This window comes from Chitinophaga sedimenti, from assembly GCF_023156195.1.
GTDB lineage: Bacteria > Bacteroidota > Bacteroidia > Chitinophagales > Chitinophagaceae > Chitinophaga > Chitinophaga sedimenti.
Window position 1 is genome coordinate 669,428 of record NZ_JAKUKA010000001.1, and the last position, 17,185, is coordinate 686,612.

At 51.0% G+C, this 17,185-nt stretch carries 18 protein-coding genes; 16 read left to right on the forward strand and 2 right to left on the reverse strand.

Features of this window, described 5'->3' with window-relative positions; genetic code table 11:
• Positions 1–25 precede the first annotated feature (25 nt).
• From MKQ70_RS03940 to MKQ70_RS03955, 4 genes are read left to right on the forward strand one after another with little or no spacing between them, the layout of a single operon-like run.
• Positions 26–1,966 (forward strand): tetratricopeptide repeat-containing sensor histidine kinase, encoded by a 1,941-nt coding sequence (locus tag MKQ70_RS03940; RefSeq protein WP_248068322.1) that lies wholly within the window; start codon positions 26–28, stop codon positions 1,964–1,966.
• Position 1,967: 1 nt separating this feature from the next.
• The gene (locus MKQ70_RS03945; RefSeq protein ID WP_248068324.1) at positions 1,968–2,576 is read left to right on the forward strand and encodes a response regulator; all 609 of its coding nucleotides are present in this window, start codon (positions 1,968–1,970) and stop codon (positions 2,574–2,576) included.
• 58 nt (positions 2,577–2,634) lie between these two features.
• Positions 2,635–2,958, forward strand: coding sequence for an ArsR/SmtB family transcription factor (locus tag MKQ70_RS03950; RefSeq protein WP_248068327.1), 324 nt, complete (start codon positions 2,635–2,637; stop codon positions 2,956–2,958).
• Positions 2,955–3,449, forward strand: a complete 495-nt coding sequence (locus MKQ70_RS03955; protein ID WP_248068330.1) for an SRPBCC family protein — start codon at positions 2,955–2,957, stop codon at positions 3,447–3,449. The genes MKQ70_RS03950 and MKQ70_RS03955 overlap by 4 nt, the downstream gene beginning before the upstream one ends.
• 47 nt (positions 3,450–3,496) lie before the next feature.
• On the opposite strand, the gene MKQ70_RS03960 is transcribed toward MKQ70_RS03955, so the two are convergent.
• On the reverse strand, positions 3,497–3,970 hold the full coding sequence (locus tag MKQ70_RS03960) for a hypothetical protein (protein WP_248068333.1): 474 nt from the start codon (positions 3,968–3,970) through the stop codon (positions 3,497–3,499).
• 145 nt (positions 3,971–4,115) lie between these two features.
• Here MKQ70_RS03960 and MKQ70_RS03965 point away from each other — a divergent pair, with 145 nt between their 5' ends.
• The 8 genes from MKQ70_RS03965 to MKQ70_RS04000 all read left to right on the forward strand — a co-directional run bounded on the left by MKQ70_RS03965 (position 4,116) and on the right by MKQ70_RS04000 (position 11,858).
• Complete coding sequence (locus MKQ70_RS03965; protein WP_248068336.1) at positions 4,116–5,261, forward strand: cytochrome-c peroxidase; 1,146 nt, start codon at positions 4,116–4,118, stop codon at positions 5,259–5,261.
• 140 nt (positions 5,262–5,401) lie between these two features.
• A complete protein-coding gene (locus MKQ70_RS03970) occupies positions 5,402–5,560 on the forward strand; it encodes a hypothetical protein (protein WP_248068339.1) in 159 nt (52 codons plus the stop codon).
• Positions 5,561–5,714: 154 nt separating this feature from the next.
• Positions 5,715–6,419, forward strand: a complete 705-nt coding sequence (locus MKQ70_RS03975; RefSeq protein WP_248068341.1) for a TonB-dependent receptor plug domain-containing protein — start codon at positions 5,715–5,717, stop codon at positions 6,417–6,419.
• Positions 6,392–8,203, forward strand: a complete 1,812-nt coding sequence (locus MKQ70_RS03980) for a TonB-dependent receptor (protein ID WP_248068345.1) — start codon at positions 6,392–6,394, stop codon at positions 8,201–8,203. The genes MKQ70_RS03975 and MKQ70_RS03980 overlap by 28 nt, the downstream gene beginning before the upstream one ends.
• A gap of 22 nt (positions 8,204–8,225) precedes the next feature.
• Positions 8,226–9,428 (forward strand): DUF4876 domain-containing protein, encoded by a 1,203-nt coding sequence (locus MKQ70_RS03985; protein WP_248068349.1) that lies wholly within the window; start codon positions 8,226–8,228, stop codon positions 9,426–9,428.
• A gap of 297 nt (positions 9,429–9,725) precedes the next feature.
• Positions 9,726–10,925 (forward strand): DUF6850 family outer membrane beta-barrel protein, encoded by a 1,200-nt coding sequence (locus MKQ70_RS03990; protein ID WP_248068352.1) that lies wholly within the window; start codon positions 9,726–9,728, stop codon positions 10,923–10,925.
• Between the two features lie 122 nt (positions 10,926–11,047).
• Positions 11,048–11,392, forward strand: coding sequence for a hypothetical protein (locus MKQ70_RS03995; protein WP_248068355.1), 345 nt, complete (start codon positions 11,048–11,050; stop codon positions 11,390–11,392).
• 103 nt (positions 11,393–11,495) lie between these two features.
• Positions 11,496–11,858, forward strand: a complete 363-nt coding sequence (locus MKQ70_RS04000; protein ID WP_248068358.1) for a response regulator — start codon at positions 11,496–11,498, stop codon at positions 11,856–11,858.
• A gap of 64 nt (positions 11,859–11,922) precedes the next feature.
• On the opposite strand, the gene MKQ70_RS04005 is transcribed toward MKQ70_RS04000, so the two are convergent.
• Positions 11,923–12,636 carry an SDR family NAD(P)-dependent oxidoreductase gene (locus MKQ70_RS04005; protein ID WP_248068360.1) on the reverse strand — a complete coding sequence of 238 codons (714 nt, stop codon included), beginning with the start codon at positions 12,634–12,636 and terminating at the stop codon, positions 11,923–11,925.
• Positions 12,637–12,796: 160 nt separating this feature from the next.
• On the opposite strand from MKQ70_RS04005, the gene MKQ70_RS04010 reads away from it, so the two are divergent.
• The 4 genes from MKQ70_RS04010 to MKQ70_RS04025 all read left to right on the forward strand — a co-directional run bounded on the left by MKQ70_RS04010 (position 12,797) and on the right by MKQ70_RS04025 (position 17,134).
• A complete protein-coding gene (locus tag MKQ70_RS04010; RefSeq protein WP_248068362.1) occupies positions 12,797–14,008 on the forward strand; it encodes a TolC family protein in 1,212 nt (403 codons plus the stop codon).
• A gap of 176 nt (positions 14,009–14,184) precedes the next feature.
• Positions 14,185–15,198, forward strand: a complete 1,014-nt coding sequence (locus MKQ70_RS04015) for an efflux RND transporter periplasmic adaptor subunit (RefSeq protein WP_248068364.1) — start codon at positions 14,185–14,187, stop codon at positions 15,196–15,198.
• A 1-nt stretch (position 15,199) separates the two neighbouring features.
• A complete protein-coding gene (locus MKQ70_RS04020; protein ID WP_248068366.1) occupies positions 15,200–16,330 on the forward strand; it encodes an ABC transporter permease in 1,131 nt (376 codons plus the stop codon).
• Between the two features lie 183 nt (positions 16,331–16,513).
• Positions 16,514–17,134, forward strand: coding sequence for an ABC transporter ATP-binding protein (locus MKQ70_RS04025; protein ID WP_248068368.1), 621 nt, complete (start codon positions 16,514–16,516; stop codon positions 17,132–17,134).
• Positions 17,135–17,185: the final 51 nt, after the last annotated feature.

Genomic DNA, 17,185 nt, shown 5'->3' on the forward strand with positions numbered 1-17,185 from the left:
ATTTTACTGGTAAATAGCTCATTTGATGAAGAAAAAGCTTGTGCCCCTGTTCCTGCCGGTAATCTTTTGCTTTAACGTCACCAAAGCCCAGGATAGTCTCCCGCGGCTGATCGCCCTTGCCAACCACGATACCATTAAAGCAATGCTCTACGTGGATGCCGGTATGGAAGTAGAAAACAGCGCGCCGGAAATCGCCAAAATATATTACAAAAACGCCCGGCAGCTTGCCGCGCGGCATCAATACGCGCCAGCCATTTATAAGGCGATTGCGGGGTATACTTATGTGCTGAACATGCAGGGCAAATATGACTCTTCCGCAGTGATGAACCAGGAGGCCGTTGAACTGGCACGCAGCCGGAAAGACTCGCTGCCGCTGGCAAAAGCGCTGTTCAATACCGGGACTTCTTACCGCGAGCGAGGTGAATATGAAACGGCGGTGAAGTATTATGAGGAAGGTAAAATCATTTTTCAGCTGATTGGCCAGGAACGGTTGAGCGCCGTTGGCGAAGACGTGCAGCAGGTCTTGTATAATGATATGCACCAGTATGAGCGGGGGATTCAGCATGGCGAGAGAGCCGTGCAGTTGTCGCGCGATGCCGGCGATAACCGGCAGTTGTGTATTGCATTAAGTAACCTCGGGCTTAACTACGCGGACGTGCGGAAGCTGGACAAGGCGCAACGGGTATATGAAGAAGCGTTGGCGCTAAGTCAGCGTAACGGCGATACCTACATGGAAATGGTGGCAACGCTTAACCTCGCCGACATTTTAATACAACAGGACAAATACGATAAAACGGAACCCTATTTCCAAAAGGTGCTGAAAATGGCGGAAGAACTGGATGCGAAGGATAGTCGCGCGCTGGCGCTGAAAGGATTATCGTACCACTACGGGCATGCCCGTCAATATGAAAAGGCAAAAGCATACGCCCGGCAGGCGCTGGACATTGCCGGCGAACAGCAGCTGCGCAAACTGAAGGGCAGTATTCTGAAGCAGATGGGCAACCTTGCGTATGCCACACAAAACCCGGTATTGGGCAATCAATATAACACAGCGGCTACCCTGCTGGAAGACAGCCTGTTTAATGAAGCCATGGCTAAACGAACGCAGGAACTGGAGGTGAAGTACGCAACGGAACTAAAGGAATCGAAGATTCTACAACTGGAAAGCGATAGTAATTTACAGGCCCTCAGCATTAAAAATAAAAACATGTTGATCACGTTTCTGAGTTTACTGGCCGCCGCGTTCGTGCTGGTGGGGCTGTTGTTATACCGTGCCTACCGGCACCGGCAAAAAGTGCAGCAATTGCGCATCCACGAGCTGGAAACGGAGAAGCAGCTGGCGGCTACGGAGGCCGTGTTAAAAGGAGAGGAGCAGGAGCGCGCCCGCATGGCCAAAGACCTGCACGATGGATTGGGCGGCATGCTTTCCGGCGTAAAGTTCTCGCTGAACAACTTTCGCGGTAACCTGGTGATGACGCCCGACAGCGCCATGGCCTTTGAACGCAGCCTCGATATGCTCGACAGCTCCATTGGTGAGATGCGCCGCATTGCGCACAACCTGTTGCCGGAAGCGCTGATCCAATATGGTCTTAATACTGCGTTGCTCGGGCTTTGCCGGGATGTTTCCAATAGCGGCGCACTGCAGGTGCGTTATCAGCCGATTAACGTGGAAAACCTGCCACTGGATCAATCTAAAGCGATTACCATTTACCGCATGGTGCAGGAATTATTGAATAATACCCTGAAGCACGCCCGGGCGCAGCATGCACTGGTGCAGTTATCGCGCACCGACAACACGTTAAGCATTACCGTCGAAGATGACGGGCAGGGCTTCGATGCCGGCATCCTCGAAAGCACCAGTGGTATGGGTTGGGCAAACATCCGCAACCGTGTCAACTTTCTGAATGGCCGGTTGGATGTGGACAGCGGCGCCGGCACTTCTGTATTCATTGAAATCCCCCTGTAAGATGAAGATTTTTATCGTAGATGATCATTATATGGTGATTGAGGGCATCCGCGCGATGCTGCAACAGGAGCAGGGCATTGAGTGGGCCGGACAGGCGATGAACGGCGCGTCGTGCCTGGCCCTGGCGAAACAGCTGCCGGATATTATCCTCATGGATATACATCTGCCCGACATCAACGGCGTGGAATTGTGCCGGCAGGTAAAGGCGTTGTATCCTTCCGTGTTTGTGATTGGGTTGAGTACGTTCAATCAATATACGTTTATCCAGAAGATGATGGAGAACGGCGCCTCCGGCTACGTGCTGAAAAATGCGTCGCGCGAAGAATTACTGGAGGCTTTTGGCGAAGTGATGAAGGGGCGCGCCTACCTGAGCCTCGATGTATCGCGGGAGTTGCATAAACCCGCCGAGGACGATACCCCGGTATTGACGCGGCGCGAACTCGAGGTGCTGCGGCTGATCGCGGAGGGGCTGACGAACCAGGAAATCGCGGATAAATTGTTTGTGAGCAGTACCACGGTGAATACGCATCGGAAGAACTTACTGGCGAAGTTTAAGGCGAAGAATACGGCGACGTTGATCGGGATGGCGGTGCGGGGGAAGGTGATCTAAAATATATTTGCGCAAGTGAATACTTGCGTATATATTTGCAAGCAGATACTTGCATATTATGGCCACAAGACGCGATGTATTCCAGGCAATAGCCGATCCCACCCGTCGGGAAATTATCTTAATGCTGGCGCAGAAGCCGCTGAACCTTAACGAGATCGCCGATAACTTCGACGTGACGCGGCAGGCCGTGTCACTGCACGTGAAAATATTGGAAGAGTGCGGACTGATCATGATCCGTCAGCAGGGACGCGAGCGATATTGTGAAGCGCAGTTGCAGCAGTTGCAGGAAGTAACCGACTGGATCGGCCATTGCCGGCAGTTCTGGACCACCCAGTTCCAGGCGCTGGATCAATATCTTCAACAAACAAAACCTAAAAAATGAGTCAGTCAGTTTTTACGTTGGCGCACACTTTTGATGCGCCGAAGGAAAGTGTATTTGCAGCATTTACCACCGCAGAGGCTTTAAACCAATGGTGGGGGCCTACGATCAGCCGTAACAGCGTGTTATCGCTGGATTTTCGTCCGGGCGGTATTTTTCGTTATAAGATGGAAGGCGCACAGGGCACGTCTTATGGCAGGTTTCTGTACCACACCATCCAGCCGCACGATTTGCTGGAGTTCACGGTGTCTTTCACAGACGCCGACGGGAACGTGGTTGCGCCTGCGTTTGCACCCGATTTTCCGCTGGGCGTTCGTTACCGTTTTGAATTTAACGAGACAGGAGATAAGACGAAGGTGGAGATCACAGGTGTGCCGGAAAACGCTACGGAAAAGAACCTTGCTGCGTTTAACGGGTTGGGGGCAAGTATGAAAGTAGGTTTTGGCGGTACGATGGAGCAGTTGGCGAAATATCTTGAATCAGTTTCCGCGTAAAGCAAAAAAGCAGATAGAGAGATGTTTCTCTATCTGCTTTATCTCGTTTAACGGACCACCGTAAACGTAATTTCATTCACCTTCTCCAACCCGCTCATTGCGCCGCTGTTATACTTCGCGGTATACAGTCCCGGTGTTTTCAGGTTGTATCCTTTCGTAATATCGATATCTACTACCACGCTGTCCTTCGCCGGCACTTTAATGTAAGCGGAGGCAGGCGGCGGCATCATGCGTTTGGCCATTGCGCCGCGGTATTCTACTTCCCGGCCGTTCGCCGATTTAAGATCGAGGAACGTGCTGAGGAAACCCTCGAAAGGCGTGTGGTATTTGCAAAATTGTAATTCACTTTTAGTAGGATTGTACACCACAAAATGCAACATCACTGGTTGGTTAACGCCGGCATGTGGGGTAACCGACATGGTCGTTTCCAGTTTTCCTTTGGAGGAGTCTGACCGGGAGGTTTTACATGCGGCAAAAGCTAAAAGCAGCAAACTGGCTGCCATGGTTCCGTATCTTTTCATCTGAGAAAAATGTTTGAAGGGCGGAAATTAAATCAAATTTTCCCGATCCGACATACCCCGCTGTTAATTTTGCGTATTTTTGCGGCTTTCTTACCCGGCAGGCCAACTTTTATCACGTACCGGGAACCTAATTTGCTTGGGAGCTATGAAAAAGACGTTCGTTATCAGTTGTATAGCACTCTTTATGGGAGTGGGGTATGCATTTACCGGCAGTAACATGCCCGATCAGCCGCTTACGCAGTCGTACCTCGACAGTATCCGTGCGCTGTACACGCGTCCCGTGTCCGAATGGCCCCGTCCTAACGTAGATGATTCTATTCATTATGAAGAGCTGGCTGCCCTGCCGCCTTCTCCATTTGCTGCAGATTCGAGCTTAGCAGCCAAGGTGGAGTTGGGGAAACTGCTTTTCTTCGATCCGCGCTTGTCCGGCTCTAACCAGATTTCCTGCGCTACCTGCCATGAACCTGAACTGGGCTGGACCAATGGCCGCACCACGGGTATCGGTCACGATCATTCGCTGGGCGAACGTAATGTGCCATCGCTGTTCAATGTATGGCAGTACAAGTCCTTTTTCTGGGACGGCCGTGTGAAAAGCCTGGAACAGCAGGTGTTGGCGCCTTTATCGAACGACATTGAAATGCACGAGCTGCCTGGGGCGCTGGGTGAGGAACTCGCCCGCATCTCCGAATATAAAAACCGCTTCAGGCAGGTGTTTGGCGGCAACATGATTGAATTGGAGCAGATCGCGGAAGCACTGGCAACGTACGAAAAAACAATTACCAGCCGGAAAACGAACTTCGATGCGTTCATGACCGGTAAACACAATGCCATGAACGATCAGCAGGTGTTTGGCATGCACATCTTCCGCACTAAGGCCCGTTGCATGAACTGCCATAATGGTCCTTTCTTCACGGATAATGGTTTTCATAATATAGGGCTTACTTACTATCAGCGTAAGTATGAAGACATGGGCCTCTATAATATCACTCACAGGAAAGAAGATGTAGGCCGCTTCCGCACGCCATCGCTCCGTGATGTGGGACTTACCCGCCCATGGATGCATAACGGGCTGTTCGACAACCTCGAAGGTGTTGTGAACCTCTATAATGCCGGTGGCGCCCGTACCAAAAGGAAAGAATCCCAGTTAAACGATCCGCTGTTTCCCGAAACGAGCGCTATCCTCGTTCCCCTGCACCTGACAACGCAGGAGCGGGATGCTGTGGTGGCTTTTTTAGGCGCGATCAGTGGCGGTACATCTTATCGTGTACCCCGCCCGGAACTGCCCAAATAATTTTCCCGATTGCGTAAATAGTTTTCCCGATACAATACAACCTGCCGTTTTGTGCGGGTTATCTTTGCGCCCTGAACTGATCTATTTAATAGAACCGGCAAAAAAACGCGAACATTCAACCCGCCGGATTTATTCATGTCATGATACCGGGAGCCAACAAAATAACGACTACATTAGGATGGGTAATTTGCCTGTTACTGGCCTTCGCGCCGCAGGCAAATGCACAACAGCAGCGGGCCATTTTGTCCGGCCAGCTTTGGGCGGGCGACCAGGTACAGGACAGTAGCGGCATCCGGTAACTGCCCAACACGGCACCACCACCTTCCGCGCTATCAGCAACCGCGAGGGCCGTTTCACCTTCGGCAGCATTCCACTCGGCTCCTATAAAGTTTTTGTCGCCACTACGTTATATACTTCCGTTCAAAAAACATCCACCTGGAAAAGGACCTGGAAATGGACCTGGAGGTGAAGAAAGCGATGTTATCGCTGAATGAAGTGCATATCACCGCTTCTGAAGACCGCGGCATGACCAGTTCTTCTGTAATTGACCGCAAGGCGATGCAGCACCTGCAGCCTTCGAGCTTTACCGATTTGTTGGAATTGTTGCCTGGTGGCCGTGCAAAGGACCCTGTGCTTGCCGGTGTGAATCAGATTCGTTTACGCGAAACCGGTACGACTAAAAGTGGCTACGATATTTCTTCGCTGGGTACTGCTTTTGTGATAGATGGCGCACCGGTAAATACAGGGGCTAACCTGCAGAGTGTGATGGGGTTCGGTTATGTAGGGGACAGATACAGCAGCAAAGATGCCAGCAATATTGGTGTTGATATGCGTACCATCTCGACAGATCAGATTGAAAAAGTGACCATCGTACGCGGTATTCCTTCGGTGGAATATGGCGACCTGACCAGCGGCCTGGTGCAGATTGAACGGAAGAAGGGTGCTTCTCCTTACTATGCACGTTTTAAGGCAGATGGTTTCAGCAAACTGATATCGCTCAGCAAGGGCTTTAACCTGTCTGCCAAAAACATGACGCTGAACACCGACTTCGGTTTCTGGATGCTAAGTCTTCTCCGACTAACAGTTTCAATACTTATAAACGCATTAATGCGAGTGCCCGCCTCGAAAAGTTGCAGCAGAACGAGCGTCGCCGCCTGAAATGGAACGCGGCTTTCGACTTTGCCACCAACATTGATAACCAGCGTACAGATCCGGATAACGGTTACGCGGCTACGGATAAATATATCTCTACTTACAACAGTTACGGCGTACAGGGCGGTGTGCAGTCGACCCGGCTGAAACCCGGACTGGTGAAGAGCTGGGATGTGACGGGCAGCCTGAGTTATCAACCTGCAAAAATAGACCTGGTACAATGGGTACAAACCCGGTCTGCTTATATCCTGTTCAATGCTATGGAAGCGGGTGAGCATGATGCCAGGTACGTTACGCCGAGTTATGCAGGCAAGATGCTGGTGGATGGCAAACCTCTTTACGCTTTCCTGAAAGCCAAAACCACGCTGGGTTTCCGCACCGGCCAGCTGCGTCATAAACTGATGCTGGGTGTGGAGAGCAATTACAGCAAAAACTTCGGGCGCGGCCAGGTGTACGATGTGGATTTCCCGGTATCGTCTACCACGCCTGTAAACCAGCGCCCCCGTACTTTCGATAGCATTCCCGGCATGTGGAACCAATCGTTCTTTGCGCAGGATGAAATCTCTGTGTATGTTGGTCCGCACAAACTGACGGCGGTTGGCGGTTTGCGCGGGATGATGCTCGCCGGCATGGATAGCCGTTATGCCATTGCCAACAAAATGTACGTTGATCCACGTTTAAACCTCCGCTGGAAACTGCCGCTGGCGAATATGGGCAGCAAACAACTGGAAGTAACCATTGGTGCGGGTTATGGTCTGCATACTAAAATGCCGACCCTTGACCAGTTATACCCAGCACCGGTGTTCCGCGATATTGTGCAACTGAACTTCTTCCACAATAACCCGGAGTTCCGCAGGGCGAACGTGGTTACCTATATCATGGATGAAAGTAATCCGAATCTGAAACCGGCACGGAATAATAAGTTCGAGGTGAACGCCGATTTTGAGGTCGACGGCAATCGTCTTTCTGTGACCGTGTTTAATGAGGACATGCATACCGGCTTTACGACGAACAGCCGGTATATGTCGCTCAGTTATAAAAAATACGATCCGCAGTCGGTGGATGCGGCTAACTTGACCAGCCCGCCACAAACGAGCGATTTCTCCTACGTAGAGAAACATCAATTGTATAACTATAACATCGCCGTAAACGGCAGTCGCTTACGTAAGCAGGGCGTAGAATACCAGTTCAGCACCAAACGTTTTAAAGGGGTAAATACCCGCTTTACCGTAAATGGCGCGTGGTTCCGCAGTACCTATAACTCAAGTCTGCCCACACATGCACTCATCGGCAGTGATTACCTCGTAAATGGGGAAGTGGCCCAGCTGGTTGGTATTTATTCCGATCCTACAGGTGAAACACGCCAGTATATGAATACGAACCTGGTGATTGACAGCTACCTGCCTAAACTGGGCGTAACGATTTCTTCTTCCATACAAACGGTGGTGTTCAGGACGCAGCAGAACACGCAGAAGTCCGGTGTGCCTTCTGCATACGTGGATGCACACGGCGTAACGCATCCTTATACAAAAGAAAGCGAACTGGATGCCGACCTGAAGCTGTTGAAAATGTTTTACAGCGCTACAGAGGCGGTGGTGGACAGGGTGCCGATGTCGTTACAGGCCAACCTCAAAATGACGAAGGAGTTTAGGAAAACGGCAGCCATGTCCTTATTCGTAAACAGGCTGTTTACCTATGGCGTGAATTATTACAACAAGAATAATGTCTATATAAAACAGAATACGTACACCACGCCTTACTTTGGCGCGGAGGTAACGTTCAATTTTTAATCTATCAATAAAGAATAATTATATGCGTCAATTAAACTTATTTGCCCTGGTACTGTTGGCTGGCGGCCTGTTTATAACAGGTTGCTCGAAAGATGATCTGAATGTGAAGAAATCCGAAGTGGAACTGTCGCTGACCAACCCAACCGGTTTGAAAGATGTTACCGTTTCGAACATCGTGCTGGCTTTTAAAGAAGTAAACAGTGGTAAGATCGATAGTATCAAAGCGGCTTCTTTAAGCACCGTGAACGTTAATCTGCCCGAAGGCTCTTACGAATTAAGCCTGGATGGTGATATCCGTTACAGTGATGATGGTGGTACTTATGACGCGAAAGTGCGCGGTTACCAGCAAAGCGTGGTGGTGAAAGGCAACAGCGTAGCCGTAAGCCTCAACCTGTTCCTGTACAACCCGACCGCACAGTTTGTACTGAAAGAGATTTTCTTCACAGGTACGGTTACGCCGCAGGGTAAAACCTACAATGGCGACAAATACTTCATCATCTACAATAACTCAGAAGATACCCTTTATGCAGACGGCCTGATCATTGCTGAAGCAGGCTTCCTGACTACTACCAAACGTGTATATACGCCGGATATCATGGACAAAACCTTCACCGCCGGCAGCATGGTAATGGTGCCCGGTACTGGTAAACAATATCCTGTACTGCCCGGCAAACAGCTGGTGGTAGCGAACAACGCCATCAATCATAAAGAGTTCAATCCAAATTCCCTGGACCTGAGAACAGCTGATTTCGAGCTGACACTCTTGCCTACGATCAACGTAGACAACCCGGAAGTAAAAGACCTGATTAACCTGAGCAGTGCCATGACCATGCACAACCGCGGTTTCAAAAGCTACGTGCTGGCGCGTTTGGGAGAAGGTATCACGGTAGATCAATTTAAAGCGGATTACTACTACGAGCCTACTTACGTAAATTCTGCCGGTAATGTATCTGCTACCAAAAACGTGTACAAAATCCCGAACGCATGGATCATGGATGCCGTGAACCTGTCTGTAGCGCCCATGTTCGAGTGGATCCTGACCGCGCCTTCACTGGATATGGGCTGGAGCTACTGCGGTAAAGTAGATTCTGACGAAACCCGTTACAGCAAAGTTGTTAAACGTAAAGTACTGTCTACCAACCCCGACGGTCGCGTAGTGCTGAAAGATACCAATAACTCTACCAACGACTTTGAGCCGGAAGCGAAACCTTCCCTGATGCCATAATCATGCGGATACGACAGACGATATTGACTTTTTAGCTATCCCGGGCACTCACCACGCGGGCGCCCAGGATTCGCTTTCTGCCTTGCGGGAGCAGACCTCACCGGTGGTGCGGTTGCGCGATGAAAGTTATGTTATGCCTGGCTTGCGCTACTGGCAGCGGGAAAACAACTTTGCGCAGTTAAATGCAGGTTACGGGCAAACGAAGCAGGATCTGTATATGGAGCAGGAGGGAAGCGGCTATCAACGATTGTCTGTTTACTCCGAAGCGTATACGAAAAAGCAGCAGGGCCTGACGCTTTGGGGCCACGCCTTTATAATAACGTCGACCGTTACGAAGTGCGGTTTAATGAAACCGCAGACTATGCCACCGTGTATCCCTACGTCATGGCGGATACCGTAGGTGGTGACCTGAAAGAAGAGGTATACGCTTTTAGTGGCGGCCTCGCCAAACCCTTTGGTCGTTTCCACCTGGGACTTAATGCCGGTTTTAATGGCAAACAAACGTATCGCGACCGCGATCCACGTATCAAGAGCATCTCCTCCGATATTACCTTGTCCCTTTCTGCTGTGCGCGAGCTGGACAAATACGTATTAGGGCTCAATCTGGATGGCCGCAAATACAACCAGGAGAACGGCCTCGAATTCGTAAGTGAGCTTGGCTCGCCGCTGGTTTATCACGATGCGGGCCTGGGCGTGTACAACGACCTGCTTGCCGGCACCCGTACAGATGCCCGCTTTGGTGGCTTCGGGTATGGTGTGGCGCTGCAATTGGCCCCGCGCCAATACAAAGGCTGGACGGCCCATGTTGGGTTCCGTGGTTTGAATATCAACAAGGAATTGGGCACGATCAGGGATTACGTGGGCGAAATACGGGAGCAAGCGGTGGAAGGCGGCATCGCTTACCTGTACCAGCAGGGCCGGCAGCATTTCATTGCCCGTGCTGATGTGAGCCGGGTGAAAAGACAGGGGGCCGAAGCTAAATTTAATAACCAGGACGCACAAGTCGGGATCATTAAGATATCTGAAGACATCCGTTACTCCAACGCTTACACGAAATTCAACCTCCGTGCTGTATACGGGCAGACCGGCGGCTTTGCCGACTGGTTCATCGGTATCCGTGGTAATTACGGCGACCACCTGGAGCAATATGCGGATCCTGACCGGGTACAGTCATACACCTACATTAACGCGGGACTGGACCTCACCGGCCGCAAACAGCTCGGCAAAGTGCAACTGGCCGTTCATCTCGGCTTAAGCCGGCAGCAGAACCCGGATGCCGCGTCCGACTGGGATAATATAAACACGGCGAGCGCCCAATATGGTATGCTTGAACGTAATTTTGCTTTTCTCACGGTTTCCGGAACAGGATATAACGGTTCCGTTCGGGCCGATTTTCCCATAAATCAAAATATTGCGGGCTTTATCCAGGCAGGCGCCGGGTACGATAACGGTCCCGCCAAACGTGACTACCAGGCGATGCTCGGACTCCGTTTTTAAGGTGCGCAATCACACCGCTTATCTACCGGATTAGTATTTACTGGCGATAATTGTTACTTTCGTGCTTCGCACCAGGAACCCGCATGAAAAGTTGGAGGACATATCGCTATTATTTTCTTTTGTTGGCATTCGCCTTCAAGATCATAGTGGTGAGCAGTATGCTCTCCCTCGCTACCCATAATATAGGCATGCAGCAATCATTGCTGGAGGAGCGTGAAGACTGGACAAGGCTGCTCTGCAAGCAACGCAAGCGCGACGACCAGGGCCAGCAGGTGCCCGATGCATTTACTGTTGGTAAGGCTGAATTATCTAACCCGTACAGCCTCAGAGTATGGATTACTCCCGTAGCTCATTTTTTCCGTTATTTATTGCCCGCCATTACCCCACGTTTTGGCTGGCCCACCGCATTATCGCTTATTTACCCGCCCGATAAGATTTTTATCCGGAACTGCTCCCTGCTCACCTGATTGTAGCCGGTTGTCATACTCCATGGACAGCCCTTAAGCTATTAATACACAACAAATCCCGCTGAATGGCGGCCCTTTGGGGCCGGCTTGCTACCAACATATCATGAAGAAGAAAATACTGATTATAGAGAGAAATATTGAGAGTGTCGGATTTTACAAGGAACTTTTAACCGAAAAAGGTTACGAAGTAAATGTGCTTACAACTGATATCCAGTTGTTGCGGTCAGACTTCGTGGTACCGGACCTATTCATCATCAACAGCCAGTTTTTGACCTTATCGCCTGTAGAGATCTGCCGTCATTTGAAATTACAGCCCACCAGCAGTGCTGTGCCGGTAATTGTAGTATCCGGCTCGGCGGAGCAGGAGCAGGCGGCCATGCAGGCTGGCGCTGCGGCGTTTATCGAAAAACCTTTTGTATCCCGTAAGTTCCTGATGGTCATAGAACAGTGTTTAGGAGGAGGATGATCTATCGACATATAAATTGGAAAAAGAAAAAGGCCGTCGGTTAAGACGGCCTTTTTCATGGAGGTTACCAGGCAATTTTTTCCTGCTTATGAAAGAACCCGCCACTGGGCCCGTCGTCCGGCAAATTGGCCAGCCACAATACGGTTTCGAGCCCTTCGCGCACTTCCATCGGCGCATAGTCGGTGCCCATATCCGTTTTGAGCCAGCCCGGGTGGGCGGAGTTGACCTTTAGCGGCGTATCTGCGCAGGCGTTAGCCAGGTGTACCGTGTAGCTGTTCAAAGCCGTTTTGCTGGCATTGTAGGCGAATGTTTTCATCAAAGGCGCGCCACTGGCGTGCAGCGTGAGGGACCCTACGTTCGAGGAAAGGTTCACGATGCGTGGAGCCTCGCTTTTCAGTAACAACGGTAATAACGTGTTAGAGAGCGATACCACGCCAAAGAAATTGGTATCAAAGGCGTTTTTGAGGATGTCGGCCGGTACGTCGCGGGTGGAATCGCGCATAATATCGGGTTCGGGCATGATGCCGGCGTTGTTGATCAGGACATCGAGCCGGCCATGATCCGCGGAGATGATTTCGGCGGCGGCGGTAAAGGTGTGAGGATCGTTGAGGTCCAGGTGCAGGGGGATGCTGCCGGGAATGCCGGCGGCAACGGTTTTCCCTTTATGCAGATTGCGGCTGCCAAGGTATACGATATGGCCTTCTTCGGCAAAGTGGCGGGCGGTTTCGAGTCCCAGCCCCCGGTTTGCGCCGGTAATAAGAACGATTTTCCGTTTCATAGTGCGGTTTTTAGGCCGTCAAAATAGGTTTATCCTGTTGCCGGCAAAGGCGCGGAGGCCGAACTGGCATTTGAATGCGCCGGAATGAAGATTGTAGTCGCCGGACAACACCATAATCGCTTATATTTACCGGCATAAACGTAAACCCATTTCCCTGTTCATGCGTATTACGATCTGCATATTTATCACTTGCCTGTTCGCCCATGCCGCAGCAGCGCAACTGCGTTTTGGCTCCGTGCAGGAAATATGGCGATATGCGGATGCGCATAATGTACAATTGGCTGCGGCGCTCAGTCGTGAAAGAAGTGCCGGTTTGCAGCTTAAGCAGGCAAAAGGCGCGTTGCTGCCCAACATTACGGCTAACGGCGCCTATACCGACAACCTGGAAATACAGCCTACCCTCGTTCCCGCCAAGCTGTTCGATCCCGCCGCGCCCGATGGCAGCTTTTACGAAGCCACCTTCGGCCGCCGGTATTTGTATAGTGGTAATGTAAACGTGCAACTCAATCTGCTGAATACCCAAAATTGGTTTGCGGTAAGGGCCGCGCGGCTGGAAAAGGAGATATCCGTCCTCAGCATCGTTAAAACTAAAAGGGATTTGTACGAACAGCTGGCCAATGTATACTACACTTACCTGCTGGCGACGGAAGCGGAGGAGTTATCTATCGCTAATAAAAAGGCCATGGACACGTTATTTGCATCAGCCCAAAGGAAAAAGGCAGATGGGCTGATCAGCCAGGTGACGTTGAACAGCACCGCGATCAATAAAGAAAAAGCGGAGAAAAATCTTGCCATGGCCAGCCAGGAAAAGCAATTGCAGCTGAATGCGTTACGGCAGTTATTGAATACGCGCGACAACATCCAACTGGAAGAAACACCGGCTGCAATAACGGCCGACACAGCGTTTGCGGCAGACCCGGATGTATTGCTGGCAGCACAACAGGTGGCCCTTTATAAAACACAGTGGCAGTCATCGCGGGCGGCTTACGCACCTTCGCTATCGGCTGTTTACCAGTATAATCTGACCATTGCCGGCGATGATTTCCTGCAGTTCAATAATACGAACCATATTCCGGGACAGTACTGGGGGCTCCGTTTATCTCTGCCCGTATTTGCCGGCAATACGCGCCGTGTTTCCGAACAAAAAGCAAAGATCGACTGGACGCTCAGCCAGCAGCAGTACGAGGCGGCCGGTCTGCAGTCGCAGCTGGTGAACGAAAATGTGCGCCTCTCGTATCAAACCGCTGCCGGCGCCTACGATAAAGCCAAAAGCATCCGGCACTGTATCGCGATAACGACGAACATGCCGCACGGCTGCTGGAGGAAGGTGCGATTTCCGTGGATGAGCGCCTGCGGTATTATACAGACATGATCGCGAACCAGCAGGAGTACCTGCAAAGTATGAGCGCGTATTTCATCCAGGCGTACCGTTTACAAATAAGGACTATAAACATTCAATAATATGAAAGGCGTTGTTATCATCGCAGGTATTATGCTCTGGGCTTTTCTTCCTGTAAAAAGAAGAACACGGAAACCGCGAACCCGGTATTGTCGCCGGTAACGGAGGCAGTGTTCGCCCCCGGGCATATAGAAGCGGGCAACCAGTTTACGTTAACCGCAGTGAATGATGGTTACGTACAGGAAGTGCCCGTGCAGGAAGGTGACACCGTGACGAGCGGGCAGGTGATTTACCGCCAGGATAATACCACAGCGGCGATCCAGCAACAGTCGGCCGCCGAAAACCTGGACATTGCCCGTAAGAATGCCGCCGATAATTCTGCTGTACTGCAACAATTGCAGGAGCAGCTCAATACGGCGAAGCAACAACTGGCGAACGATAAAACCCAGCGCGACCGGATGGAGCGCCTGTTCAACAGCGGCTCCGTAGCGCGGGTAGATTATGAAAAAGCTAGCCTTGCTTATACGGGCTCGGTAAATGCGGTAGCGGCTTTGGAACAAAATATGGCCGCAACGAAGTTGTCGCTGCAACAGGCCGTGATCAACAGTCGTAGCCAGCAGCAGGTGGCGGCGGCCAACGCCGGTTACTTCAGCGTGAAGTCGCCGGGTAACTATACGGTATATACGTTGTTGAAAAAGAAAGGCGATTACGTGCGTAAAGGCGATGCCATGGCCACATTGGGCCAGGCAAACGGCATGCTGGCGAGCCTTTCGATCGATGAGGGAAGCATCAATAAAATAAGCCTGGGGCAAACGGTATTGGTAGAACTGAACACGCGTAAGGGCGCCACTTACACGGCGAAGGTCCGCAAAATATATCCCGTGTTCGATGAGAAAAGCCAGGCATATACCGTGGAAGCGGCTTTTGATACCTTGCCGCCGCAATTGCTGAACGGTACGTTGTTGCAGGCCAACATTATCGTAGGGCATAAAGACAAAGCCCTGCTGGTGCCGGCAGCCTGCGTGAGCCCTGATGGCAAAGCGGTGATTGTCCGCGATGGCCGCGAGGATACCGTGCAGCTGCAAACCGGCATCGTGGCGAACGATTGGGTAGAAGTTGTAAAGGGCGTGAGTTTGGAAGATAAATTGTTAAAAGCATTTTAGCATGAAGCTGGGCGTTAATACTGAAATCGCGTTCACGTATATGATCAGTCGCATTAAGTCGACCGTAGTGGCGGCAATGGGCGTGACGTTCGGGATCGGTGTGTTCATTTTTATGAGTTCATTGATTACGGGTACCAATGATTATAGTGAAAAAACGATGCTCAGCGCCACGCCGCACATCCGGCTGTTCAATGACAATACGCTGAGCGATAATCATATGCTGGACAAATACCTCGGCGACTCCAGCATCAACCTGATCAGCAATCCGCAGCTGGTACCCAAAGAGAATCGTATTTATAATCCCGATGCGGTGATGGCGCAATTGTTCAAACATCCGGGTATCGAGGCGATCAGCAAACAGGTACAGGCCAACGTGATTTACAGCAAAGGCAACGTGCAGAAGAACGGTACCGCATTTGGCGTGAATATGCCGGAGCAGGATAAAATGTTCGATATCTCTTTTTATATGATCGCGGGAAATGTACAGTCCCTCGAAGGGCACCCGGACCATGTGATCATCGGGGCAGGCGTGGCGGCCAACCTGAATGCGCGGCTGGGCGATTACATCCGGTTAACCACATCGGGCGGACTGGTAAAAACGCTGAAGGTATCGGGGATTTTCCGGACCACGATCAAAGCCGTGGATGATACCAAGAGCTACGTGAACATTCCTGTGGTGCAGCAGTTATTGCAGAAAGACAGGAGTTACATCACCGACATCTACATCAACATAAAAGATTATTACAACGCCAATGCCATAGGGGCAGAAATGGCGCGGGAGGCGGGCTACAGCTCGGAGTCCCGGCAGCAGGCGAACCAGCAATCGCTCGCCGGGCGTAAGATCCGCGACATCATCGCCAATTCGATCGTGTTTACCATTCTGCTGGTGGCGGGTTTCGGGATCTATAACATCCTGAACATGGTGATTTATGAAAAGATCAAAGAGATCGCGATATTAAAAGCAACGGGTTTCCAGGGGATCGATGTGGTGAGTATTTTCCTGCAACAAGCCTTGTTTATCGGTATTGTAGGCTCTATGCTGGGCATCGTTTTCGGATGGATATTGTCGTTTAGTTTGTCGAAGTTGTATATCGGTATAGGTAACGTTCGATATTTGCCGATCACCTTTTAACGAAACACTATTTACAGGGCGCGGGTTTTGGTATCGTGACGTCTTTTTTGCCGGGTACATACCTGCGCGCAAGGCGTCCAAAGTAGACCCGGTAATGATCATACGCGGATAAAACAGCAGGAATGATAGCGTTGAAGGCCGAACATATCAATAAGTTTTTCTACACCCCGGAGAAGTTCCAGTGTGTTGACAGACGTGAGTTTTGAGGTGAAGAAAGGCGAGTTTGTATCGATCACGGGGAAATCCGGATCGGGCAAATCGACGATGCTGTACATCTTATCGACCATGGATACGGATTACAGCGGGAACCTTATTTTATGGGATGAAAAGATTACGGGAGGAGGTGTGAACCAGCTGGCGGCATTCCGGAACAGGCGGCTGGGCTTCGTATTCCAGTTTCACTACCTGTTGCCCGATTTCACCTGCCTGAAGAATGTAATGATACCGGCGTTGCGGCTGGGTAATTTATCACGGCAGGAAATAGAGCACAATGCTTATGAGAAACTGAAAATGCTGGACGTGGCAGACCAGGCCCTGAAGCCGGCTTCGCGGATATCGGGCGGCCAGCAGCAACGGGTGGCCATTGCGCGGGCGCTCATCAACAACCCGGATATCATCATGGGCGACGAACCAACAGGCAACCTTGACAGTAAAAATACCGCGGTGGTGTTTGATATTTTCCGGCAGCTGTCGTCCGAATTCGGTAAAACGGTGATTACCGTGACCCATGATAACGACTTCGCTGCTCAAAGCGACCGGATCATCGAGATGATGGATGGGAAGGTGTATAGTCATGGACATTAAGTCCGAACGTGTGAAATGTCGTTTCGTGCGCTGTTTTGTGCGGCTCGTGCC

Bases quoted from the DNA above. Each gene is read 5' to 3' on its own strand.
- MKQ70_RS03940 (WP_248068322.1), top strand. From the start codon at position 26: ATGAAGAAAAAGCTTGTGCCCCTGTTCCTGCCGGTAATCTTTTGCTTT.
- MKQ70_RS03945 (WP_248068324.1), top strand. From the start codon at position 1,968: ATGAAGATTTTTATCGTAGATGATCATTATATGGTGATTGAGGGCATC.
- MKQ70_RS03950 (WP_248068327.1), top strand. From the start codon at position 2,635: ATGGCCACAAGACGCGATGTATTCCAGGCAATAGCCGATCCCACCCGT.
- MKQ70_RS03955 (WP_248068330.1), top strand. From the start codon at position 2,955: ATGAGTCAGTCAGTTTTTACGTTGGCGCACACTTTTGATGCGCCGAAG.
- MKQ70_RS03960 (WP_248068333.1), bottom strand. From the start codon at position 3,970: ATGAAAAGATACGGAACCATGGCAGCCAGTTTGCTGCTTTTAGCTTTT.
- MKQ70_RS03965 (WP_248068336.1), top strand. From the start codon at position 4,116: ATGAAAAAGACGTTCGTTATCAGTTGTATAGCACTCTTTATGGGAGTG.
- MKQ70_RS03970 (WP_248068339.1), top strand. From the start codon at position 5,402: ATGATACCGGGAGCCAACAAAATAACGACTACATTAGGATGGGTAATT.
- MKQ70_RS03975 (WP_248068341.1), top strand. From the start codon at position 5,715: ATGGACCTGGAGGTGAAGAAAGCGATGTTATCGCTGAATGAAGTGCAT.
- MKQ70_RS03985 (WP_248068349.1), top strand. From the start codon at position 8,226: ATGCGTCAATTAAACTTATTTGCCCTGGTACTGTTGGCTGGCGGCCTG.
- MKQ70_RS04000 (WP_248068358.1), top strand. From the start codon at position 11,496: ATGAAGAAGAAAATACTGATTATAGAGAGAAATATTGAGAGTGTCGGA.
- MKQ70_RS04005 (WP_248068360.1), bottom strand. From the start codon at position 12,636: ATGAAACGGAAAATCGTTCTTATTACCGGCGCAAACCGGGGGCTGGGA.
- MKQ70_RS04010 (WP_248068362.1), top strand. From the start codon at position 12,797: ATGCGTATTACGATCTGCATATTTATCACTTGCCTGTTCGCCCATGCC.
- MKQ70_RS04020 (WP_248068366.1), top strand. From the start codon at position 15,200: ATGAAGCTGGGCGTTAATACTGAAATCGCGTTCACGTATATGATCAGT.